Below are 21689 nucleotides of genomic sequence, written 5' to 3' on the forward strand. Positions count from 1 at the left end.
TCCTTACGCCCCTTTCGGGGGACCCCTCAGCCGGTGCGGGCCACCAGGTAGTCGGCGACCGACTCGCAGGCATCCCGCGCCGGTGACGCGGGGAGCGAAGCCAGTTCGACCCGCGCGCGCTGAGCGTAGTCGGCCAGCGTGTCCTTCGCCCGATCGAGTCCGGAAGAGGCTCGCAACAGGCCCAGCGCCTCCTCGACCAGGTGGTCTTCGGTGATCGGGCCGGAGAGCAGTTCAACCAGTCGGGGGTCGGTGGCCGGGTCGGCGAGCGCGTAGAGCATCGGCAGCGTGCGCACGCCCTCACGCAGGTCCGTGCCCGGCGACTTGCCCGACTGCTCCGAGGCCGACGCGATGTCGATGACGTCGTCGGAGATCTGGAAGGAGGTGCCGATGATGTCGCCGAACCGGCGGAGCGCGTCGATGTGCTCGGCAGGTGCGTTCGACAGCATGCCGCCGAAGCGGCCGGCGGTGGCGATCAGCGAGCCCGTCTTCTGCGCGATGACCGAGAGGTAGTGCTCGACCGGGTCCTCGCCGTCGAGCGGGCCGACGGTTTCGCGCATCTGGCCGGTGACCAGTTCACCGAAGGTCTCCGCGATGATCCGGGCGGCGTCGGTGCCGAGGTCGGCGACCAGCCGCGAGGCGTGCGCGAAGAGGAAGTCGCCGGTGAGGATGGCGATGGTGTTGTCCCAGCGGGCGTTCACGCTCTGCGCGCCGCGGCGCATGGTCGCCTCGTCCATCACGTCGTCGTGGTACAGCGTCGCCAGATGCACCAGCTCCACGGCGGCGGCCGCGGTCACGACCGCTTCCCTGCCGCCGACGCCGAACTGCGAGGCGAGCAACGTGAACAACGGACGGAAACGCTTGCCCCCCGCCTCCACCAGGTGAGAGGCGGCGTCGTTGACCGCCTTTACCTCACTACGCACGGTTTCGCGCAGGAGCGCCTCCACATCACTCAGGCCACCGGCCAGTTCACGCAGAAGTCCCTCGTCGGCGATCTGCAGACCGACGGCCGCGCGCAAGTCCTCCATAGCGCCATCACGCACTGCCACTTCGGCTCCGCCCTCTCAGCACTGGGTCACGGGTTCACCCAAGCCTAATGGCTGGGCTACTACGGCCGGTGGCCTCCTGCTACTCGCCACAGGTGACGAACACGACAAACCACGGCTGGAGGCGGTCTGGCTGAACGTTGAACAACATCCACTGAAGCGTGCTAGCTTCGGTGCGTAGTGAACTGTGCGTGCCTCCGTGACGACTCGGTGTCGTCGGGGAGCATCGGCCCTTGGGGAGGGGACCCTTGACCACGCCCGACCAGTCACCGCACTACGCCCCGCCCACCAGTGGCGGCGACGGCGGTGGCAGCTGGTTCGACCAGATAGCCGACTGGGCAAAGGCAGCGGAAACCGCCGCCTCCGCCCCAGTCGGCGGTTACTCGTTCGAACCAGCCGAACTGACTTCCATCGCCCGCGAATGGGACGACCTGGCGATGGCCTACGAACGGGACACGCTTCAGGCCAAGGTGCTCGCGCAAACTCAGGGGCCGGGTGCCGAGTACGCCTCAGGCGACAACGCCCAGTTGGTCCGCCAATCGGGGGAAACACTCTTGACCGCCCTGAACGATCGGATCGACTACTGCCGATCCCAAGCCGAGAAGTTCCGCGCCGCCGCCGGGCACTATGCCCAGGCCGATACCGATGCGGGCGCTGAAATCGGCAACCAAGGAGGCTCGCTCTAGATGCGCCGACCGTCTCGAGGCCTGCTCTGCGCAGCCGGTTTGGTCCTCCTGCTCAGCGGCTGCGAGGGCAAAGACGTCCCTGGGACGCCCACCGTGCCCACCGCGGGCGCGGCCGAACCGGCGCCCTCGGCCGACGCACCGGACGTACCCGCCTTCGGCGCACCGAAGGTGGCCAGCCCGATCGACATCAGCAAATCGGAAGCGCAGCCCTGCGAAACCCTCACGGATGCACAGATCGCCGACTTGCTGGGCACGGACACCAAGGAAAGCCGCGACGAATCCGGCGACGTCATCGCCGGCCCGGGGTGTGGCTGGCACAGTTACGGGTCGCAGGCCGCGTTCGTCGCCGTCCTGTTCCCGAAGGTCACCGACATCGGGCTCAGCGGCTTTTACCGCGAGAAGGGTGACCAGTACAAGTTCTTCGAGGAAATGGCACCCGTGCGGGGATACCCGACCGTTGCCTGGAACAACACTGACGAAAAGGCCATTGGCAGGTGCAACGTCGTGGCAGGCACATCCGACCGGGCCACGGTGAACGTGACGGTGAGGCAGTCGGAGCAGAACGTGGGCAAGAAGGATCCGTGCGAAGCCGCGCGTGATGTGCTGGACATGGTGATCGGCAACATCCAGGGGGTCAGCTGATGAACGGCCCGCTCAACGCCGCGCAGATCTACGAGCAGATCAACGGCGGTCCCGGCACGAACTGGCTGGTGGCGGCCCAGGAGAGCGCGACCGGCCTGACCTCGACCCTGTCCGAGCGTGCGCAGCAGATCGCCGATCTCGCGGCCAAGATCCAGGCCGGCTGGACCGGGGAGGCCGGGGCCAACGCGGCCAACGCGGCCCTTCCGCTCGCCAATGCCTCCATTGAGGACGCCTCCCTGCTCGCCAAGGCCGGCAGCGCGCTGGAGGACCAGACCTCCGCCTTCGGCACGGTCAAGAACAGTGTGGTGCCGGTGCCTGCCAGCAAGCCGGAGATGACGTCGGCTGATGTGGTCGAGGCGGTCACCACCGGCAACTGGAACGGCTACAACAACAAGGTCGGCGAGTGGCAGGCCAAGAGCCAGCAGAACATCGACGCCTTCGCCGGTTATCACGCGTCCAGCATGGGCAACGGCGACACGATGCCGAGTTCCTTCGCGCCGCTGGTCGATCCCGGTGCGTCCATTTCGCTCGCGGGTGAGACCGCCGCACCTGGTGGGGGTCAGCCGAACGGGCCCACCGGAGGGATCGGTGGCGGGCAGCCCAACACGGTTGGGGGTAGCCAGTCCCACGCACCGGGGCAGGGTGCGCCGCCGCCGGGTGGGGCTGGGCCGTCCTTGGTGCCGAATCAGCAATCGGCGCAGAATCAGCAACCGGCGCCTAGTCCGTCGGACAGTACGAAGGCGGCGGCGTACAACCCGCCTCCCGTGACACCGACGCCGACACCGCCCGCGACGACGAATACAACGCCGTACGTGCCCTATTCCGGCGGAAACAACAATGCGCCATTCATCGGTGGCGTCGTCAAAACCGGTCCGGGCGGGCAGCTGGGTAACACCGGCGGTCGTCCCGGGTCGGGGCCGATCGGCGGAACGGGCCGCGTGATCGGCGGAACGGGCAACATAGCCGGTGGGCCAGGCAAAGTAGCCGGTGGGCCGGGCAGTCCGACTGGTGGACCCGGCAATTCCCCTGGCCGAACAGTCGGCACACCGGGCGGGCCAGGCGGCATGACCGGCGGGCCCGGCGGCGTGACCGGCGGGCCCGGCAGCTCCACCGGCCGGACGGTCGGCGGCCCGGGCGGCATTTCCGGTGCGGCCGGCGCCAACGGAAGGCCTGGCAGCACGCCGATCGGTGGCGCCGCGCCCGGCGCGAACCGTGGTGAGGAGGACAAGGAGCACCAGCGCCCCGAGTACCTGCTCGGCCCGGATCCGGACGAACTGTTCGGCGGCGACCGCGAGAAACCGGTGCCACCGGTCATCGGCGAAACCGGAAAGCCCGCCTGATCGTGGTCATCGCGCACCGCGCCGAGATCTCGCTGAACACCTTGCTCGCCGCCATGCGGTGGACCGGCTACGAAGAACCACACCTGGTTTTCGCGGGTGGTGAGCGGTACGTTCCGCCGACCGCGGCCATCGGGCTGGACAACGCCGCCATGGACGAACTGCGGGAATGCGGTTTCCTCGCGAACAAGGGAAAGCGGTTCACCGGTGATTTCGAGGACACCCTGCACCTGCTCAACCGCCCGCCGATCGAGTATTTCGCGCACGTCCGCACCAGCGACGAGAGCTACGAAATCCTCGTGGCGGGGCACGACCGGACCGCGGTGGTGGCCGTGCGCCAGGACGAGCGGGTGTGGCTAAAGCCGTACCGCGGCAAGAACACGGCGGCCTTGCTGGTGGACCACCTGCCGGATTTCCCGGCGGCGAACTTCACCCCGTTCACCGTGCCGCGACACGAAATAACGGAACCGAACACCGTCACCGGAATCTACGACGAGAAACGTACAAGAAGCCCGGAAGTCAAAGAACTCGAGGAAATCTTTTCCGTACCCGAATACGGATCCGGCTTGCTGCACGCGGCAAAACGCGACCACCGCGGCAATCGGCGCCAGGCTCCCGTCGGCCTCAGCTATCTCGACATCGACGCCGGACGGGTCGGCCTGACCAGTGGCGGACCACGTGGCAACGAACACATCGTGGTGCTGCCGGGAGATCGAACTCGCCTGAGCGAAAAGGTGGCCTCGTTGGGCGCAAGCCCGCACTGAGCCGCGGGCCGATATGCCACACTCGGTCTCCGGACGACTACGAACGTGAACAGGGGAGGTTCGCGCGTGACGAGCCCTGACCAGCTCTTCGCCGATTTCGAAGCCAAACTCGCCGAAACCCAGCGCAAAGCCGAACAAATGCGCGCGGAGATCGAGACGGTGACGGTCAGCGAACGCAGCAAGGACGGCCAGATCAAGGTCACCGTCAACCACGCCGGCAACCTCACCGGCCTGGAGATCGGCCCGATCGCACGGACCAAGGCCGACCTGGACCAGCAGATCATGCGCACCATGCAGGCCGCGCAGAGCAAACTCGCCGACGCGATGCGAGGCGGAGTGCCATCGATCGCCGGTACCGAAACCATGGCCGAGCTGATCGAGCAGCTCAACGCCGCCTACCCGGAGCCCGAGCCCACCGACTACATCGAGGGCGGCTACCTCCCGCCCGACGAAGCCAGCCGCTTCGTCGCCGAGCACGACACCCCGGCACCTCCGGCGCCCCTGGCCGCCACACCGCCACCGGCCCCGGAACGCCGCCCGCGCCCGGCGCGCCCCGCCGAAGACCCCCACGACGACGACTACTTCTCCGGCAACGACTTCCTCACCGACGAAGGCGACCGCCGATGAGCGGCGCGGTGGGCGGGGACCAGGGCTTCAACGCCGACCCGGACGAAATCGACGCCCACGCCAAACGAGTGGGTGAGGTGCAGGCGCAACTCGACACCGCGGTGGAAGCCGCCAACCAGCGCATGGGCGACGAGGCGTTCGGCCTCATCGGAGCGGGCCTGGGCTTGTCGATTCTGTGCAACAGCTCCATGGAGGACCTGCGCGCGACCCTCCAGGCCGCCACCGAGTCGAGCCGGCACCACGCCGACATCGTGCGCAAGTGGGCCGAGGTCAAGCGCGTCGACGAGGAGAGCATCGGCTCGCTGCTCAAGAAGGCTGGTGAGTGATGGGACAGCCGCAGAGCGAGAACTCGATCATCACCGCCGCCAAGGCGGACACCGAGGCGGAAAAGACCCCGGTCAAGAGCGCACTGCAGGGCACCGGCCTGGTCCAGGACATCGTTGGCGGGGGCGAGCAGCTGCTCGGGGGCGACTGGACCGAGGGACTGCTCAGCCTGGCCGCGGGCGGCCTGGATGTCGGGATGAAGATCAAGGACAGGGCCAACCCGGTCGAGATCTTGATCAGCATGGGGCTCGGCTGGGTCATCGAGCACCTCTCGCCGATGAAGGACTGGCTGGACTGGCTCACCGGCAACCAGGACGAACTCGACCTGACCGTGCAGACCTGGGCCGAGATCAGCAACCAGGTGCAGGCCACCGCCGAGGCACTCAACTCGACCGTCCAGCAGGACTGCGCGACCTGGAGCGGCACTTCCGTCGACCGCTACCGCGAGTACATCCAGCACCGGCTGGACGCACTGGTCCAACTCTCGGACGATGCCAAGTCGGGTGCCGGCCTGATCGACGTGGCCAAAACGGTTCTCGCGGTGGTGCGGAACCTGATCCGCGACCTGATCACCGACGTCTGCGCCAAGTTGATCCTCATTCTCTTCCGGTACCCACCGCCCGCGTACCCCGCCGCGCTGGCCGCCGAGGGCATGCCCATGGTCGTGGCCAAGTCGCAGGAGGGCATGAGCCTGCTGCAGAAGCTCACCCGGGTGTGGCAGCGGTTTCTTGACCTGCTTACCGATCTCACCAGGCGCGTGAAGGATTCGGCCCGGTTCTTCGCCGAACATGTCAAGTCGGCCGTCCTGGCCAACAAGAACGAGTTGACCGAACCCTTCCTTCCCAAGGACCTCGGCATGCGGGTCGGCACCGAGATCTTCAAGGAGGGCGGCAAGAAGGTACTCGGCGACCAGGGCAAGGGCATCACCGCCGGGATCACCGGCAGCACCGAGCACGACGATCAGGCGGCCTCCGGCGAAACGCAGGAGAAGCGCGAGCACGACCAGAAGATGACCAGGGTGTTCCCGGCCAGCAATCCGGAAACCACGCAGACCTGGACAGGGAGACTTGACTGAGCGGCTGGTCATCGACAGGACCGATCGGTTCACGCGGCGCCGGTGGGGTCTCGCGGCGGGGTTGATCGCGGTCGGGGCCGGGTTCGGGGTCAGCGCAGTCCGGCGGGGATGGGGCCAAACGGGCTGTACCTGGGTGGGTTCTTCGCCATTCTCGGCTTGCTTCTGCTCGGCAGAATGGTCTATAGCAAGATCCGAAAAAAGCGAGTACTCGTCCTCGGTGAACAGTCCGTTGAACTCCGGGCGGTCGACGGCTCCGGTTGGCAGGTCGCACGGGCAGACGTCGAACGTCTGGTGTTGAAGCGGATCAGGCGGGCTGACGACCACCGCGATTTGTCGACGTACGTGTACGAACTCAAGCTCAGGCTCCGGCCGGAAGCCAAACCGCGCAAGCAGAACGGGTTGACCGCCACCACCCGCGGTCCCGTGCAGACCACCCCGGACCGGTTCACCGAGGCGGAAGCCTGGCGAATCCAGGAATTCGCCCGCGACCGGCTCAGGGGCCCGGTCACCGCGAGCCAGGTACCGCCCACCGTGCGAGGGCAGGTGGCCAAGACGATCCCGGCGCCGCCCACCGGCAAGCCTGGTCACCGTCGTCAGGTCGTCGTCTTCCCGACCGGTGTGTCCGCCCCCGTCGGAACGGTCTACGCGACCAGGCAAGATCCTCGGATCAGCAGGGGTGTTCACCACCGTGATGGGGTGCGTTGGCGGTCAGCACCACCGTCGCGGCTTATGCGGCTATTCGAGCAAAGGGAGCAAAGTCCTGACCACCTCGGTGACCCGCTTGGACGCGGTGGCATAGCCGACCGACTCCGGGTGGTCGCTCAGCACCACGACCACATACCGATCGTCTTCGCCGAGTAGGCCCGTGGTGTGCAGTTGGCGCTTCGGGCGACAGCAGGCCCAGCCCTGTTTCACCGCCCACGGGATGTCTCCGGCGGCATCCGGGATGCCGAAGTGCTGCGCGAAGCCATCCGAGCCCTGGGCTGTGGCGCCTCGCAAACCCCGCAGGATCGCCGTGCGGGAGGACTCCGGGGCCCGGTCGAGCACGTACCGGTAGATCCGCGCGACATCGGCGGCGGTTGTGGTGGTGTCGCCCCAGCGGCCCGGGTCCTCTTCCGGCGGCCGGGTGGCGGACAGGCGCATGCGCTTCGCCCAGCGGGTGACGAGTGCGCCCCCGCCGGATTCCGACCAGAGCCTGCTGGCGATCTCGTCGTCGCTGCGCGCGAGCATTCGCTCCACTGTGGACGAAGAGGCGGCACCGCTTTCCAGCGCGTCCAGCGCGATGAGCAGCTTCACCAATGAGGCGGAGGTGAAGCTCGCCGTGCCGCGGTGGTCGGCCAGGGTTTTGGCGCTCTCCCGGTCATAGACGACCACACCGAGCTTCGCGTCCGGCGCGGCTGCGGTGACATCCGCGGCGGAGGGCGCCGGATCCACCGCCACCGGCGGCGCCGAAGGCATCGGCGAAGCCACCAACGAAGGCGGCGGCGGAGGGGCTGGGGACACCGCGGCGGCTTCCGCCGGTGGTGTCACCACACGGGTGGCCGTCGCCCCCGGCACCACCGCGACCGCGATGGCAGCCCCGGCCAGCAAGCCCACCAGCAACACCGATCCACCCGCTTTCATGCCCGTACTCCGGCGATCCGCCGGACAGCGTTCGCGAAAACCAGCCGGTTTGTGAGATGGATCACCGCCAGGCCGCCAGTCGGGGACGCTGAAGAACGCACTGGTCAACCAGTAGCGTGGCCAGAATCAGCGAACCCCGAGCGCCCTCGGCCGATCGTCCGGTGCTGGACGGGCCCGCGTCCTTCGCGCAGCTCTTCGACACCTACGCCAGACCCCTGCGCGGTTATCTCGCCGGCCGCGTCGGTGAGCACGTGGCCGACGACCTGGTGGCCGAGACCTTCCTGATCGCCTGGCGCAAGCGCGCGGTCTACGACCCGGCACTGGCCCCGATCCGCGGCTGGCTGTACGGCATCGCCACCAACCTCGTGCGCACCCACGTGCGCCAGGAGATCCGCGGGCTGCGCGCCACCGCCCGCGCCCACGGCCGCCGCGAGCACATCGGCGACCTCGGCCACGACGCACTGGTCGCCGACCGCGTCGACGCGCAGCGCAGGATGCGGCAGCTGGCCGGCGCGCTCACCGAACTCACCGAGCAGGAACGCGATGTACTGCTACTCACCTCGTGGGCCGGGCTGGAACCCGTCGAAGTCGCCGCCGCGCTCGGCCTCCCGGCCAGCACCGTCCGGTCGCGCCTGCACCGCCTCCGCCAGCGCCTGCAGGCCCTGCTCACCCAGCATTCCCAGGAGGATTCCGATGAGTGACCAGCGCGAACTCGACGAGGCACTGGCCATGCTGCACCAGCGGGCGCGGGCCGCGGACCCGGACATGGCCGCCCTCCGCGCCCGGGTGCTGGCGGAAACGCGGGACGACACCGGGGAATCCCGGAAGAAGCGCTGGCTCCTGCCGGTGGCCGCGGCCGCCGTGGTGCTCGCCGGGGTAACCGCCGTGCAGGTGATCAGGGAGCCGCCGGAGGAGATCCCGCCCGCGGCACCCCAGGCTTCCGGCGTGCCGCTCCTGGAGCACGCCGCGAAGACCTACGCCGACGGGCGGTGGCGGACCGAGGGTTCGTACCTGCACGTCGTGGTGCGGGGCACGATGGCCCGAACCTTCGTCTACGGCACCGTCGCGGACGACGACGTCGCCGACAGCCCGCCGAACTCCGGCTACACCGAGCTGTACGGGCAGCGGCTCGAGCACTGGGTACCGTTCGAGCCGGAACAGGCCTGGCGGGAGAAGCGCACCAGCGAGGGCGAATCGCACCGGCTGGTGAGCGAGCCGAACAGCCCGGTCAAACCTCCGGCACCGTGGTCGAAGGACGGCGACTGGACGGCACCGTGCGGCAACTACTTCCCTGAGGACAAGCCGAAAACCACCTGCGGTGGCCTGAACGACCCGGCGAGCCCGACCTTCTACGCGACCGTGCCGACCGAACCGGCGGAGATCCTCAACTGGCTGCGGAAGCGCAGCAGTGCCCCCGGCGACCCGAGCGCGGTGTTCGCCGAAGGGGTGGAACTGATGTCGTCCGGTGTGCTGCCGAAAGAGCGCTACGCCAACTGGTTCCGCGCGCTGGCGATGATCGACGGGGTCCTCGACTACGGCGACGTCACGCTGCCCGACGGGAAGGTGGGCGCGAGCCTGGGCGTGCCGGCCGAACGTGAACGGCGTGAGCTGGTGATCGACCGCAAAGACGGCCGGTTCCTCGGTGAGCGCCGGGTTTCCGGGCCGCGGCCCAAGCAGGCGTGGATCCCGCCGGACACCGTGCTCGGCTTGGTCTCGGTCAGCTCGGAGCGGGTTCCCCGCCCGGACGGCCTCTGAACGCGAAGTGGGGCGCTGCCCGGAAGCAGCGCCCCACCCGAAAACGGAAACTCAGCTGGCGAAACCGCCCGCGCTCGCCCAGTCCAGCGCGAAGGCGGGAATGATGCCCAGCACCAGCGTGACGATCACGCCGAGGGTGATGGCCACCGTGGTGAAGGTGCCCGGCACGGTCACCGTGGGCCCCTCCGGCGACGGCTCCGAGAAGTACATCAGCACCACCACGCGCAGGTAGAAGAACGCCGCCACGGCACTGGCCACCAGCGCGATCACCACCAGCGGCGCCATGCCGTCGGTCAGCGCCGCCTCGAACACCACGAACTTGCCGATGAAGCCACTGGTCAGCGGAATCCCGGCCAGTGCGAGCAGGAGGAAGGTGAACACCCCGGCCAGCACCGGCGACCGCTTGGCCAGCCCGGCCCACGCCGACAGGTGCGTGGCCTCGCCGTTCGAGTCGCGCACCAGGCTGACCACACCGAACGCGGCCAGCGTGGTGAAGCCGTAGGCGAGCAGGTAGAACAGCGTGCCCGACAAGCCCTGCTCGGTCATCGCGATCGCGCCGACCAGCAGGAAGCCCGCGTGCGCGATCGACGAGTAGGCGATCATCCGCTTGACGTCGGTCTGGGTCAGCCCGAGCACCGCGCCCAGCACCATCGACACGATCGCCACGCCCCACAGCACGCCGCGCCATTCCCAGCTGGTCGACTCGAAGCCGACGGTCAGCACGCGCAGGATGGCGCCGAACGCGGCGACCTTGGTGCAGGCCGCCATGAACGCGGTGACCGGGGTCGGCGCGCCCTGGTAGACGTCCGGCGTCCAGGTGTGGAACGGGCCGACCGAGCCCTTGAACAGCAGGCCGACCATGAGCAGGCCGAGCCCGGCGAACAGCAGCGTGTCCGAACGGTTGGTGCCCGCGGTGGCGTTGGCGATGTCGGCCAGCTTCACCGAGTTCGCGTAGCCGTAGAGCAGCGCCAGCCCGTACAGGAAGAACGCGCTGGAGAAGGCGCCGAGCAGGAAGTACTTGACCGCCGCTTCCTGCGAGATGAGGCGGCGACGGCGGGCGAGGCCGCACATCAGGTACAGCGGCAGCGAAAGCACTTCGAGCGCGATGAACATGGTCAGCAGGTCGTTCGCCGCAGTGAAGACCATCATGCCGCCGAGCGCGAACAGCGTCAGCGGGAAGACCTCGGTCTGCATGCCGGTGGAGCCGACCTGCGCGCGGTCCTGGAAGGTGCCCGGCCGGATCGCCGCCTGCGCGACGAAGGCGCCGCCCGGCTCGACCGAGCGGTCCGCGATCAGCAGCACCGCGCCGATCGCCAGCGCCAGCAGCGTGCCCCAGAGGAACAACGCGGGCTTGTCGATCGAGAGCGACCCGGTCAGCGTGGTCACGCCGCGCTCCGGCGAGTCGCCGACGTAGACCACCAGCGCCACCCCGGCCGCCACGATGGCCAGCAGGGACAGGATGACCTGCGCCGACCACCGCTGGTGCTTGATCAGGAACGCCTCGAACAGCACGCTGACGCACGCCGCGCCGAGAATGATCAGGATCGGCAGGATCGCCGCGTAGTCGATCGCCGGGGCGGAGATCTTGCCCGGATCCTGGGCCAGGAATACCTCGAGCATCAGTTGCCTTCCTGCACGGCGGACATCGTGGCTTCCACCGAAGGAGTAATCGTGTCCAGGACCGGCTTCGGGTAGAAACCGAGCCCGATGATCAGCACCACCATCGGCGCGAGCACGCCGATCTCCACTTTGGACAGGTCGCGAATCGACTTCTTCGCACCGACTTCCGGCGCCACCGCGGTACCCGGGCCACCACCGGCGCCGACCAGCGCGTCACCGCGTACCGGACCCTGGAAGATCCGCTGGTACAGCCAGAGCACGTAGGCCGCGGCGAGCACCAGGCCCAGCGTGGCCACGATGGTGTACACCGGCCGGGTTTCGAAGGAGCCCAGCAGCACCAGGAACTCGCTGATGAACGAGTTCGTCCCCGGCAGGGACAAAGTGGACAGTCCGGCGACGAAGAACAGGCCGCCCAGCACCGGGGTCACCTTGGCCATGCCGCCGTAGTCGGCGATCCGGGTGGACCCGCCGCGGGCGATCACCATGCCGATCACCAGGATCAGCATGCCGGTGGCCAGGCTGTGGTTGAGCATGTACGACACCGAGCCGACCTGGGCCTGCTCGGTGAAGGCGAAGATGCCCAGCGCGATGAAGCCGAAGTGGGCGATGGACACGTAGGCGATGAACCGCTTCAGGTCCGACTGCCCGGCGGCCAGCATCGAGCCGTAGACCACGCCTGCCACGGCGAGGGTGAGCACCAGCGGCGCGAGCGCCTGGCTGGCGTCGGGGAACATCGGGATGCAGTACCGCAGGAAGCCGAAGGTGCCGACCTTGTCCAGCACGCCGACCAGCAGCACGGCCACGCCGATCGGCGCCTGCCCGGCCGCGTCCGGCAGCCAGGTGTGCAGCGGCACCAGCGGCGCCTTGATCGCGAAGGCCAGGAAGAAGCCGAGGAACAGCCAGATCTGCGTGCCGGTCGGCGCGTCCCGCACCACCGAGACCAGCGTGGCCCAGTCGAAGGTGCCCTGGCCGAGCTCGTCCGACGCCATCGAGTAGGCGCCGATCGCCGAGGCCAGCATGATCAGGCCGCCGAGGAACGAGTACAGGAAGAACTTGACCGCCGCGTACTGCCGGTTCGGGCCGCCGTAGCCGCCGATCAGGAAGTACATCGGGATCAGCATGATCTCGAACAGCACGTAGAACAGGAACACGTCGGTGGCCGCGAACACCGCGATGGTCAGCGACTGCTGCACCAGGATCAGCGCGAAGTAACCACCCGCGCTGCGTCCCTTCGGCAGCTTGTCGACGGCCGCGGTGCCGCCGATGATCAGCGGCACCAGCAGAGCGATCACCGCGATCATCACCAGCGCGATGCCGTCCATGCCGAACGAGATGTGGATGCCGAAGTTCGGGATCCAGTCCATCGAGGACGCCTGCTGGATGCGCTCGCCGCGTGGTTCGTAACCGAGCCACAGCGGGATGATCAGCAGCAGCTCGACCACCGAGACGCCGAGCGCGGTGAGCGTGGCGACCCGGTCGTTCGAGCGCAGCGCGGTGACCGCGATCGCCCCGGCCAGCGGCAGCAGGATGAGGACTAGCAACAGGGTCATGAGAACCTCACCAGCAGGAGCGCGGCGATGACGACGAACGAACCGCCGAGCATGGACAGCGCGTAGGAGCGGACGAATCCGGTCTGCAGCCGGCGCAGGCGGCCGGAGCCGCCGCCAAGGCTCGCGGCCAGGCCGTTGACCGCGCCGTCCACGCCCCGGTTGTCCAGGAACACGGCGAACCGGGTGAGCCAGATGCCCGGCCGGGCGATCAGGTTCTCGTTCAGCGCGTTGCCGTACAGGTCCTTGCGGGCCGCGCGGACCGGGAAGGAAACCCGCTCCGGCCGCTCGACCGGGGTGTCGCGGCGGAAGATCAGGTAGGCGGCCAGCGCGCCGAGCGCGGACAGACCGACCACCAGGAACGGGATGAGACCGTGCGGCAGCGCGGTGTGCTCGGCCTCCCGCAGCTCACCCAGCGCCGGCGTGAGCCATTCGACCAGTGAGTCGCCGGTGGTGAACAGGAAGCCCGCGGCGACCGAGCCGACCGCCAGGATGATCATCGGCACGGTCATCACCGGTGGCGACTCGTGCGGCTGGAAGTCGCGCCCGTCGCTGGACTTGATCTTCTTCCAGCGCTGCTTGCCGAAGAAGGTCAGCATCACCAGGCGGGTCATGTAGAACGCGGTGAGCGCGGCGCCCAGGGTGGCGGCGCCACCGAAGACCCAGCCCTGCCAGCCCTCGGCGCCGAAGGCCGCTTCGATGATCGCGTCCTTCGAGTAGAAGCCCGACAGGAACGGGAAGCCGATCAGCGCGAGGTAACCGAGGCCGAAGGTGGCGAAGGTGATCGGCATCTTGCGCCACAGCCCGCCGAACTTCCGCATGTCCACCTCGTCGTTCATGCCGTGCATGACCGAACCGGCGCCGAGGAAGAGGCCCGCCTTGAAGAAGCCGTGGGTGAGCAGGTGCATGATGCCCAGCGCGTAGCCGAACGGGCCGAGCCCGACCGCCAGCATCATGTAACCGATCTGGCTCACCGTGGAGTAGGCGAGCACCTTCTTGATGTCGTCGTAGGCGCAGCCGATGATGCACCCGATCAGCAGCGTGACGGTACCGACCAGGGTGACCACCAGCCGCCCGGACTCGGTGGCGTTGAAGATCTCGCCGGAGCGGGCGACCAGGTAGACGCCCGCGGTGACCATCGTCGCGGCGTGGATCAGCGCGGAGACCGGGGTCGGGCCCTCCATCGCGTCCGGCAACCACGCCTGGAGCGGGAACTGACCGGACTTACCGCAGGCCCCGAGCAGCAGCAGGATCGCGATCGCGGTGACCACGCCCGGCGGGATCTGGTCCACCGCGGCGAAAACCTCGGCGTAACCGGTGCTGCCGACGTACTTGAACATCAGGAAGATCGCCAGCGCGAGCCCGACGTCACCGACGCGGTTCATCAGGAACGCCTTCTTCGCCGCGGTGGCCGCGGACGGGCGGTCCTGGTACCAGCCGATGAGCAGGTACGAGGCGAGGCCGACGCCCTCCCAGCCGAGGTACAGCGTCACGAAGCTGTTGCCCAGCACCAGGATCAGCATCGAGGCGACGAACAGGTTGAGGTAACCGAAGAACCGGCGCCTGCCGCGGTCGTCGTGCATGTAACCCACCGAGTAGAAGTGGATCAGCATGCCGACACCGGTGATCAGCAGCACGAAGGTCATCGACAGCGGATCCATCCGCAGCCCGAAGTCCACCTGCAGCTCGTTGACCGGGATCCACGAGAACAGCTTGACGTCGCTCGGCGTGTCGAAGCTGTTCGCGAAGAACAGGACCAGTCCGTACACAAAGGACAGTGCGACGGTGGCCGTACCGAGCAGGTGCCCCCACGCGTCGGTGCGCTTGCCCCCGACCAGCAGGATCAGCGCGCCGAGCGCCGGAAAGGCGACCAGCAGCCACGATGATGCGATCACTTACCGGGCCCCTTCAGTACTTCAGCAGGTTCGTGTCGTCGACCGAGGCCGACCGGCGGGTGCGGAAGATCGACATGATGATCGCCAGCCCGACCACCACTTCGGCGGCGGCCACGACCATCACGAAGAACGCCATCACCTGGCCGTCGAGATTGCCGTTGATCCTGGCGAAGGTGACCAGCGTGAGGTTCACCGCGTTGAGCATCAGCTCGATGCACATGAACACCACGATCGCGTTGCGGCGCACCAGCACACCGACCGCACCGATGGAGAACAGCAGCGCGGAGAGCAGGAGGTAGTTCGTCGGCGTCATTTCTCTTCGCCTTCGTCTTTTTCTTCCTTGCCACCGACCAGTGCGTGCGCGTCGGGGCCGGGCTCGTCGCCGGCCACCTGCTTGCGCTCGCTCTCGAAGTGCGAGGCGGTGGTGGACTCGATGATCTCCGACAGCGACTCCGGCGCCACCGAACCGTCCGGCAGCAACGCGGGCGTGGCCACCGAGTTGGCGGTGGCGAACACCCCGGGACCGGGCAGCGGCGATGGCCGCGCGTGCTCACCGCGGAACCGGGCCACGACGAGTTCCTTCTGCGACATCTTGCCGCCCTTGCCGTGCCGGTCGGAGAAGGCCAGCACCATCGCGCCCATCGCCGCGGTGATCAGCAGCGCCGAGGTCAGCTCGAACGGGAAGAGGTACTCGGTGAAGATCTTGCGGCCGAGCCCACCGGCGGCACCGCCCTGCGGGGTGGCCGGGTCGAGCAGCGGCGCCGGGGTGACGTCGGCCAGCGACCGGGCCAGCGCGGCGGCGAACAGCCCGGCCATGCCGATGCCGAGCAGCGCGGCGGCGAGCCGCTGCCCGCGCAGCACCTCCACCACCGAGTCCGAGGAGTCGCGGCCGACCAGCATCAGCACGAACAGGAACAGCATCATGATCGCGCCGGTGTAGACGATGATCTGGGTGAAACCGAGGAACGGCGCCTGCTGGACCATGTAGAGCACACCGAGCGAGAGCATGGTCAGCACCAGCCACAGCGCGGAGTGCACCGCGTTGCGGGCGAAGATCATGCCGAGCGCGCCGGCCACCGCGAGCGGGGCCAGCACCCAGAAGGCGATGGTCTCGCCGGTGGTCACCGGCACCGCCTCCGGCAGCGGCGCCTGCGCGAGCAGCGCGGTGATCATGACGCGCCCCCCTGCTTGCGAGCCAGCTCCGGCCCGTTCACGTAGTAGTCCTGCTCGCTCTCCCCGAGCCGCATCGGGTGCGGCGGCTGCTCCATGCCGGGCAGCAGCGGGGCGAGCAGGTCCTCCTTGGTGTAGATCAGCCGCTGGCGGTCGTCGTCGGCCAGCTCGTAGAAGTTGATCATCGTCAGGGACCGGGTCGGGCAGGCCTCGACGCACAGCCCGCAGCCGATGCAGCGCAGGTAGTTGATCTGGTAGTCCGCGCCGTACCGCTCGCCGGGCGAGTAGCGCTCCTCCTCGGTGTTGTCACCGCCCTCGACGAAGATCGCGTCGGCCGGGCAGGCCCAGGCGCACAGCTCGCAGCCGACGCACTTCTCCAGCCCGTCCGGGTGCCGGTTGAGCTGGTGCCGCCCGTGGTAACGCGGCGCCGCCGGCGCCCCGGCCTCCGGGTACTCCTCGGTGGCCACCTTCTTGAACATCATCGAGAAGGTGACGCCGAAGCCCTTGATGGGATCAAACATCCCCATCGCTGTTCTCCCTTCCGGCGGAGACCGCGGCGGGCTGTTTCTTCGACACCCGTGCCTTGGCCTTGAGCGCCCGTTGGCGCGGGGTGGTCTCGGGGACCTTGAGATCGAGCGGCGGCAGCGGGTAGTCGCTGCCGGTGACCGGAACGCTGTCGGCGTCGCGGAGTTCCTTCTCCGGCACCATGAACGCGATCACCACGAGCACCAGCAGCACCACCGCGCCGACCGCGATCCACACGCCGAGCGGCACCTCGTCGGTGGTGCGGATGGCCCGGATGGTGGCGATCAGCACGATCCACACCAGGTTCAGCGGGACCAGCACCTTCCAGCCGAGGCGCATGAACTGGTCGTAGCGGTACCGGGGCAGCGTGCCGCGCAGCCAGATGAAGCCGAACAGCAGCACGAACATCTTGGCCATGAACCAGATGACCGGCAGCCAGCCGGTGTTGAGCGCGTGGTCCGCGCCGACGAACGGGAACATCCAGCCGCCGAGGAACAACGTGGTGGCGAACGCCGAGACGATCACCATGTTCACGTACTCGGCGAGGAAGAACATGGCGAACTTCATCGAGCTGTACTCGGTGTGGAACCCGCCGACCAGCTCGGATTCGGCTTCCGGCAGGTCGAAGGGCGCGCGGTTGGTCTCGCCGACCATGGAGATCAGGTAGATCACGCAGCTCGGCAGCAGCAGGTAGAAGTACCAGCCCGACTGCTGCGAGGCGACGATGTCGCTGGTGGACATCGACTGCGCGTACAGGATCACGCCGACGATCGACAGGCCCATCGCGATCTCGTAGGAGATCACCTGCGCCGCCGAGCGCAGCCCGCCGAGCAGCGGGTACGGCGAACCGGACGACCAGCCCGCCAGCACGATGCCGTACACGCCGATCGAGGAGCAGGCCAGGATCACCAGCACGCCGACCGGCAGGTCGACCAGCTGCAGCAGGGTCCGCTCACCGAAGATCGAGACCTCCGGGCCGAACGGGATCGCCGAGAGCCCGACCAGCGCCGGGACCGCGGACAGCACCGGCGCCAGGAAGTAGACCTTGCGGTCGGCGGTGTCCGGGATGATCTGTTCCTTGAACGGCAGCTTCAGCGCGTCCGCCAGGGACTGGAGATAACCGCCGGGTCCGACGCGGTTCGGGCCGGGCCGGTTCTGCATCCGGCCGACCGCCTTGCGCTCCCAGACGATCAGGAAGATCGTCAGGATCGGGCCGATCAGCAGGATGACCACGGCCTTGATCAGCACCAGCCACCACGGGTCGTCGGCCAGGATCTCCGCGCGGGTCATTTCCTGGGCCTGTAGCAGGAACGGGGTCACCGCTCACCTCCAGCGATCGAGACCACCGAGCCGTGCCCGGCCGCGAGTGCGGCGCGGACCTGGGAGCCTTCGGAGTTGCCCGGCAGCCAGACCACGCCGTCGGGCAGGTCGGCGACCTCCACCGGCAGGGTGATGGCCCCGCGCTCGGTGGACACGGTCACCGTCTCCATGCCGTTCGCGGTCGCCTCGGACAGCCGGGCCACCACCTGGCGGGCGGTGCCTGCCAGGTGCGGTTCGCCGTCCTGCAACGTGCCCTTGTCCAGCAGCTGCCGCCAGGTCGCCAGCACCGCCTGTCCCGCACCGGGCTTCGGTGCGGCCGAGGCCGGGACCTCGGGCGCCTTGCCGCCGCGCCGGGTGGCCAGCCGCGCCAGATCGCCGGCCGCGGCGGCCGGGGTCTGGGTGAACAGGTCGGCGTCCATCTCGACCGCGAGCGTGTCCAGCACGCGGCAGTCGGGCAGCGCGCCGGTGCCCTCCAGGGTCACCTGGAACTCGCGGCGGCGGCCCTCCCAGTTGAGGTAGGTGCCGGACTTCTCCACCGCGGGCGCGATCGGCAGCACCACGTCGGCGTGCGCGGTGACCGCGCTCTCGCGCATTTCCAGGCTGACCACGAAGCCCACGTTGGCCAGTGCGCGAGCGGCCAGGTCCGGGTCGGGCAGGTCGGCCGGGTCGAGCCCGCCGACCAGCAAGCCGTCAAGACCGCCACCGGAGGCGGCTTCGAGAATGCCGGTGAGGTCGCGGCCGGGTTCGGCGGGCAGTTCGCCGACACCCCAGGCCTTCGCCACCTCGGCGCGGTCCTCGGCACTGGTCACCGAACGGCCACCGGGCAGCAGCGTCGGCAGCGCGCCGACCTCCACGGCACCGCGTTCCCCGGCGCGGCGCGGGATCCACGCCAGCCGGGCCCCGGTGCGGGCGGTCAGCCGCAGCAGCGCGGAGAACAGGCCGGGCACCTCGGCGGCGCGCTCGCCGACGAGCACCACGCCGCCCGCGGCCAGCGCCTCGTCGAGGTCCGGCGCGTGCTGGGCGAGCGCGTCGATCGCGGCCGCCTCACCACCGGGCACGCAGGCGAGCAGCTCACCGAAGGTCTTGCGCACCGAGGCGGTGGTCCACTGTCCCAAGTGGACGATCTTGGCCTTCTTCGCGCGGGCCGCCTTGCGCAGCCGCAGGAAGACGATCGGCGCTTCCTCCTCCGGCTCGAAGGCCACGCAGAGCACGGTCGGCGCGTTCTCGATGGCCGAGAAGGTCACCCCGGTCTCCGGGGTGGTGCCGACCACGTGCGCGGTGAGGAAGTCCAGTTCCTCCGCCGAGTGCGCCCGCGCGCGGTAGTCGATGTCGTTGGTGCGCAGGGCGATCCGGGCGAACTTCGAGTACGCGTAGGCGTCCTCGACGGTCAGCCTGCCGCCGGGCAGCACCGCCGCGCCCTTGCCGTCGCGGGCCTTGGCCAGCCCGTCGGCGGCCGCGCGCAGCGCGTCGGTCCAGGAGGTTTCCTTCAGCTCACCGGTTTCCGCGTCGCGCACCATCGGACGGCGGAGCCGGTCCTCGGCGCCGGCGTACCGGAAGGCGAACCGGCCCTTGTCGCAGATCCACTCCTCGTTGACCTGCGGGTCGTCCCCGGCCAGCTTGCGCATCACCTTGCCGCGGCGGAAGTCGGTGCGCTCGGCGCAGCCCGACGAGCAGTGCTCGCAGACGCTCGGCGAGGACACCAGGTCGAACGGCCGCGACCGGAACCGGTACGCCGCGCTGGTCAGCGCGCCCACCGGGCAGATCTGGATGGTGTTGCCGGAGAAGTAGCTCTGGAACGGCTGTCCGCTGGTCGTGCGCGAGGCCATGTCCAGCACGTCAGCCGTCTCGGCGGTACCGATCTGCTGGTGCGCCCCGCGTTCGAGCAGCTCGATGAACGGGTCACCGGCGATCTGCGCGGAGAACCGGGTGCAGCGCTGGCAGAGCACGCAGCGCTCGCGGTCGAGCAGCACCTGGCTGGAGATCGGCAGCGGCTTCGGAAAGGTCCGCTTGGTGTCGACGAACCGCGACTCCGCGCGGCCGTGCGCCAGCGCCTGGTTCTGCAGCGGGCACTCCCCGCCCTTGTCGCAGATCGGGCAGTCCAGCGGGTGGTTGATCAGCAGCAGCTCCATCACGCCCTGCTGCGCCTTGTCCGCCACCGGCGAGGTCAGCTGGGTCTTGACCACCATGCCGTCGGCCACCGTCATCGTGCACGAGGCCTGCGGCTTCGGCATCGGGCGGCCGTTCATCTCCACCTCGACCAGGCACTGGCGGCAGGCGCCCGCCGGGTCGAGCAGCGGGTGGTCGCAGAAGCGCGGGATCACCGTGCCGAGCCGCTCCGCGGTGCGGATCAGCAGCTCGCCCTTCGGCGCGATGACCTCTTCGCCGTCCATGATCAGTTTGACGTGGCCTTCGGGGACCGGCGTTTCCTCGGTCGAAGGCTTGTCGGGTGCGATGGTCATGCCTGCGCTCCCACCAGTTCGCGCTTGTTGCTCTCACACAGGGCCAGGAACTCGTCCCGGAAGTACTTGATGCCACTGGTGATCGGGCTGACCGCACCGTCACCGAGGGCGCAGAAGGAGCGGCCGAGAATGTTGTCGCAGACGTCGAGCAGGGTGTCGATGTCGGCCTCGGTGCCCCGGCCGTCGACCATGCGCTCGAGGATCTGCGCCAGCCAGTAGGTGCCCTCGCGGCACGGCGTGCACTTGCCGCACGACTCGTGCTCGTAGAACTGGGTCCACTTCATCACGGCCCACGGCACGGAAACCGTCTCGTTGAACACCATCACCGCGGTGGTGCCGAGCATCGAGCCCGCCTCCGCGGCGCCCTCGAAGTCCAGCGGGGTGTCCAGGTGCTCCGCGGTGAACATCGGCGTGGACGAACCACCCGGCGTCCAGAACTTCAGCGGGATGCCGTCCTTCATGCCGCCGGCCATGTCCAGCAGCTGGCGCAGCGTGGTGCCGAGCGGGCACTCGTACTGGCCGGGGTTCTCCACGTGGCCGGAGATCGAGTAGATCTTCGGGCCGGGCGACTTCTCGCTGCCCATCTTGCGGAACCAGTCGGCACCGGCGTTGACGATGTAGGGCGCGCTGGCGATGGTCTCCACGTTGTTCACCGTGGTCGGCGCGGCGTAGAGACCGGCGGCCGCGGGGAACGGCGGCTTGAGCCGCGGCTGGCCGCGACGGCCCTCCAGCGAGTCGAGCAGCGCGGTTTCCTCACCGCAGATGTAGGCGCCGGCGCCCGCGTGCACGGTGATGTCGAGATCGAACCCGCTGCCGACGATGTCCTTGCCGAGGTACCCGGCTTCGTACGCCTCGCGCACGGCCGCGTTGAGGCGGCGGATGCAGTGCAGCGCCTCACCGCGGACGTAGATGAAGCAGTGGTGCGAGCGCATCGCGTACGAGGCGATGACGCAGCCCTCGATCAGCGAGTGCGGGTCCGCCATCATCAGCGGGATGTCCTTGCAGGTACCCGGTTCGCCCTCGTCGGCGTTGATCACCAAGTAGTGCGGCTTGTCCTCGTTGGGCGGCATGAACGACCACTTCACGCCCGCCGGGAAGCCCGCGCCGCCGCGGCCGCGCAGGCCCGCGTTCTTGATCAGGGTGACCAGCTGCTCCGGCGTACCGGCCAGCGCCTTGCGCAGCGCGGTGTAACCCTCGAGGCGCTCGTAGGTGGCCAGCCGCCAGGAATCCGGCGAGAGCCAGCGCTTGGTGAGGACCGGGGTAATGGGGTCAGCCAT

General features: G+C 68.8%; 20 protein-coding genes. 9 read left to right on the forward strand and 11 right to left on the reverse strand.

What is annotated here, in order from left to right; genetic code table 11:
- Positions 1-26: 26 nt before the first annotated feature.
- Positions 27-1025 (reverse strand): polyprenyl synthetase family protein, encoded by a 999-nt coding sequence (locus tag YIM_RS44830; RefSeq protein ID WP_153036123.1) that lies wholly within the window; start codon positions 1023-1025, stop codon positions 27-29.
- A 266-nt stretch (positions 1026-1291) separates the two neighbouring features.
- Between YIM_RS44830 and YIM_RS44835 the strand changes: the two genes are divergently transcribed.
- The 7 genes from YIM_RS44835 to YIM_RS44865 all read left to right on the forward strand — a co-directional run bounded on the left by YIM_RS44835 (position 1292) and on the right by YIM_RS44865 (position 6498).
- Entirely contained in the window at positions 1292-1729 is a 438-nt protein-coding gene (locus tag YIM_RS44835) for a hypothetical protein (protein ID WP_153036124.1), read from the forward strand.
- Positions 1730-2371, forward strand: a complete 642-nt coding sequence (locus tag YIM_RS44840) for a DUF3558 domain-containing protein (protein WP_153036125.1) — start codon at positions 1730-1732, stop codon at positions 2369-2371.
- Entirely contained in the window at positions 2371-3711 is a 1341-nt protein-coding gene (locus YIM_RS49895; protein WP_153036126.1) for a PPE domain-containing protein, read from the forward strand. Before YIM_RS44840 ends, YIM_RS49895 begins: the two co-directional genes overlap by 1 nt.
- Before the next feature lie 2 nt (positions 3712-3713).
- Positions 3714-4472, forward strand: coding sequence for an ESX secretion-associated protein EspG (locus tag YIM_RS44850; protein WP_153036127.1), 759 nt, complete (start codon positions 3714-3716; stop codon positions 4470-4472).
- Positions 4473-4538: 66 nt separating this feature from the next.
- Positions 4539-5099, forward strand: coding sequence for a YbaB/EbfC family nucleoid-associated protein (locus tag YIM_RS44855; RefSeq protein ID WP_153036128.1), 561 nt, complete (start codon positions 4539-4541; stop codon positions 5097-5099).
- Positions 5096-5425, forward strand: coding sequence for a hypothetical protein (locus tag YIM_RS44860; RefSeq protein ID WP_153036129.1), 330 nt, complete (start codon positions 5096-5098; stop codon positions 5423-5425). Before YIM_RS44855 ends, YIM_RS44860 begins: the two co-directional genes overlap by 4 nt.
- The gene (locus tag YIM_RS44865; RefSeq protein ID WP_153036130.1) at positions 5425-6498 is read left to right on the forward strand and encodes a WXG100 family type VII secretion target; all 1074 of its coding nucleotides are present in this window, start codon (positions 5425-5427) and stop codon (positions 6496-6498) included. Before YIM_RS44860 ends, YIM_RS44865 begins: the two co-directional genes overlap by 1 nt.
- 735 nt (positions 6499-7233) lie before the next feature.
- Here YIM_RS44865 and YIM_RS44870 read toward each other — a convergent pair.
- On the reverse strand, positions 7234-8121 hold the full coding sequence (locus YIM_RS44870) for a serine hydrolase (protein ID WP_153036131.1): 888 nt from the start codon (positions 8119-8121) through the stop codon (positions 7234-7236).
- A 116-nt stretch (positions 8122-8237) separates the two neighbouring features.
- On the opposite strand from YIM_RS44870, the gene YIM_RS44875 reads away from it, so the two are divergent.
- Together YIM_RS44875 and YIM_RS44880 are read left to right on the forward strand one after the other, a co-directional pair.
- Positions 8238-8822 carry an RNA polymerase sigma factor gene (locus YIM_RS44875; RefSeq protein ID WP_153036132.1) on the forward strand — a complete coding sequence of 195 codons (585 nt, stop codon included), beginning with the start codon at positions 8238-8240 and terminating at the stop codon, positions 8820-8822.
- Positions 8815-9876, forward strand: coding sequence for a hypothetical protein (locus YIM_RS44880; protein WP_153036133.1), 1062 nt, complete (start codon positions 8815-8817; stop codon positions 9874-9876). Before YIM_RS44875 ends, YIM_RS44880 begins: the two co-directional genes overlap by 8 nt.
- A 51-nt stretch (positions 9877-9927) precedes the next feature.
- On the opposite strand, the gene nuoN is transcribed toward YIM_RS44880, so the two are convergent.
- The 9 genes from nuoN to nuoF are packed head-to-tail and all read right to left on the reverse strand — an operon-like array spanning position 9928 to position 21689.
- Complete coding sequence (nuoN, locus tag YIM_RS44885; protein WP_153036134.1) at positions 9928-11496, reverse strand: NADH-quinone oxidoreductase subunit NuoN; 1569 nt, start codon at positions 11494-11496, stop codon at positions 9928-9930.
- Positions 11496-13046 carry an NADH-quinone oxidoreductase subunit M gene (locus YIM_RS44890; RefSeq protein WP_153036135.1) on the reverse strand — a complete coding sequence of 517 codons (1551 nt, stop codon included), beginning with the start codon at positions 13044-13046 and terminating at the stop codon, positions 11496-11498. Before YIM_RS44890 ends, nuoN begins: the two co-directional genes overlap by 1 nt.
- A complete protein-coding gene (gene nuoL / locus YIM_RS44895; RefSeq protein WP_153036136.1) occupies positions 13043-14938 on the reverse strand; it encodes an NADH-quinone oxidoreductase subunit L in 1896 nt (631 codons plus the stop codon). The genes YIM_RS44890 and nuoL overlap by 4 nt, the downstream gene beginning before the upstream one ends.
- A 13-nt stretch (positions 14939-14951) precedes the next feature.
- A complete protein-coding gene (gene nuoK, locus YIM_RS44900) occupies positions 14952-15251 on the reverse strand; it encodes an NADH-quinone oxidoreductase subunit NuoK (RefSeq protein WP_113695753.1) in 300 nt (99 codons plus the stop codon).
- Positions 15248-16111 carry an NADH-quinone oxidoreductase subunit J gene (locus tag YIM_RS44905; RefSeq protein ID WP_153036137.1) on the reverse strand — a complete coding sequence of 288 codons (864 nt, stop codon included), beginning with the start codon at positions 16109-16111 and terminating at the stop codon, positions 15248-15250. Before YIM_RS44905 ends, nuoK begins: the two co-directional genes overlap by 4 nt.
- Positions 16108-16635: an NADH-quinone oxidoreductase subunit NuoI gene (gene nuoI, locus YIM_RS44910; RefSeq protein WP_153036138.1), complete on the reverse strand. Its 528-nt coding sequence runs from the start codon at positions 16633-16635 to the stop codon at positions 16108-16110. Before nuoI ends, YIM_RS44905 begins: the two co-directional genes overlap by 4 nt.
- Entirely contained in the window at positions 16622-17923 is a 1302-nt protein-coding gene (gene nuoH, locus YIM_RS44915) for an NADH-quinone oxidoreductase subunit NuoH (protein WP_153037663.1), read from the reverse strand. Before nuoH ends, nuoI begins: the two co-directional genes overlap by 14 nt.
- A gap of 26 nt (positions 17924-17949) precedes the next feature.
- Positions 17950-20412, reverse strand: a complete 2463-nt coding sequence (locus YIM_RS44920) for an NADH-quinone oxidoreductase subunit G (RefSeq protein WP_153036139.1) — start codon at positions 20410-20412, stop codon at positions 17950-17952.
- Complete coding sequence (gene nuoF / locus YIM_RS44925; protein WP_153036140.1) at positions 20409-21689, reverse strand: NADH-quinone oxidoreductase subunit NuoF; 1281 nt, start codon at positions 21687-21689, stop codon at positions 20409-20411. Before nuoF ends, YIM_RS44920 begins: the two co-directional genes overlap by 4 nt.

This window comes from Amycolatopsis sp. YIM 10 (assembly GCF_009429145.1).
GTDB lineage: Bacteria > Actinomycetota > Actinomycetes > Mycobacteriales > Pseudonocardiaceae > Amycolatopsis.

What these genes read in the sequence shown, in the direction of transcription:
- YIM_RS49895 (WP_153036126.1), top strand. Translation starts at nt 2,371, where the DNA reads ATGAACGGCCCGCTCAACGCCGCGCAGATCTACGAGCAGATCAACGGC.
- YIM_RS44860 (WP_153036129.1), top strand. Translation starts at nt 5,096, where the DNA reads ATGAGCGGCGCGGTGGGCGGGGACCAGGGCTTCAACGCCGACCCGGAC.
- nuoN (WP_153036134.1), bottom strand. Translation starts at nt 11,496, where the DNA reads ATGCTCGAGGTATTCCTGGCCCAGGATCCGGGCAAGATCTCCGCCCCG.
- nuoF (WP_153036140.1), bottom strand. Translation starts at nt 21,689, where the DNA reads ATGGCTGACCCCATTACCCCGGTCCTCACCAAGCGCTGGCTCTCGCCG.
- YIM_RS44905 (WP_153036137.1), bottom strand. Translation starts at nt 16,111, where the DNA reads ATGATCACCGCGCTGCTCGCGCAGGCGCCGCTGCCGGAGGCGGTGCCG.
- YIM_RS44870 (WP_153036131.1), bottom strand. Translation starts at nt 8,121, where the DNA reads ATGAAAGCGGGTGGATCGGTGTTGCTGGTGGGCTTGCTGGCCGGGGCT.
- nuoH (WP_153037663.1), bottom strand. Translation starts at nt 17,923, where the DNA reads ATGACCCGCGCGGAGATCCTGGCCGACGACCCGTGGTGGCTGGTGCTG.
- YIM_RS44920 (WP_153036139.1), bottom strand. Translation starts at nt 20,412, where the DNA reads ATGACCATCGCACCCGACAAGCCTTCGACCGAGGAAACGCCGGTCCCC.
- YIM_RS44890 (WP_153036135.1), bottom strand. Translation starts at nt 13,046, where the DNA reads ATGACCCTGTTGCTAGTCCTCATCCTGCTGCCGCTGGCCGGGGCGATC.
- YIM_RS44880 (WP_153036133.1), top strand. Translation starts at nt 8,815, where the DNA reads ATGAGTGACCAGCGCGAACTCGACGAGGCACTGGCCATGCTGCACCAG.
- YIM_RS44830 (WP_153036123.1), bottom strand. Translation starts at nt 1,025, where the DNA reads ATGGAGGACTTGCGCGCGGCCGTCGGTCTGCAGATCGCCGACGAGGGA.
- nuoI (WP_153036138.1), bottom strand. Translation starts at nt 16,635, where the DNA reads ATGGGGATGTTTGATCCCATCAAGGGCTTCGGCGTCACCTTCTCGATG.
- nuoK (WP_113695753.1), bottom strand. Translation starts at nt 15,251, where the DNA reads ATGACGCCGACGAACTACCTCCTGCTCTCCGCGCTGCTGTTCTCCATC.
- YIM_RS44840 (WP_153036125.1), top strand. Translation starts at nt 1,730, where the DNA reads ATGCGCCGACCGTCTCGAGGCCTGCTCTGCGCAGCCGGTTTGGTCCTC.
- YIM_RS44865 (WP_153036130.1), top strand. Translation starts at nt 5,425, where the DNA reads ATGGGACAGCCGCAGAGCGAGAACTCGATCATCACCGCCGCCAAGGCG.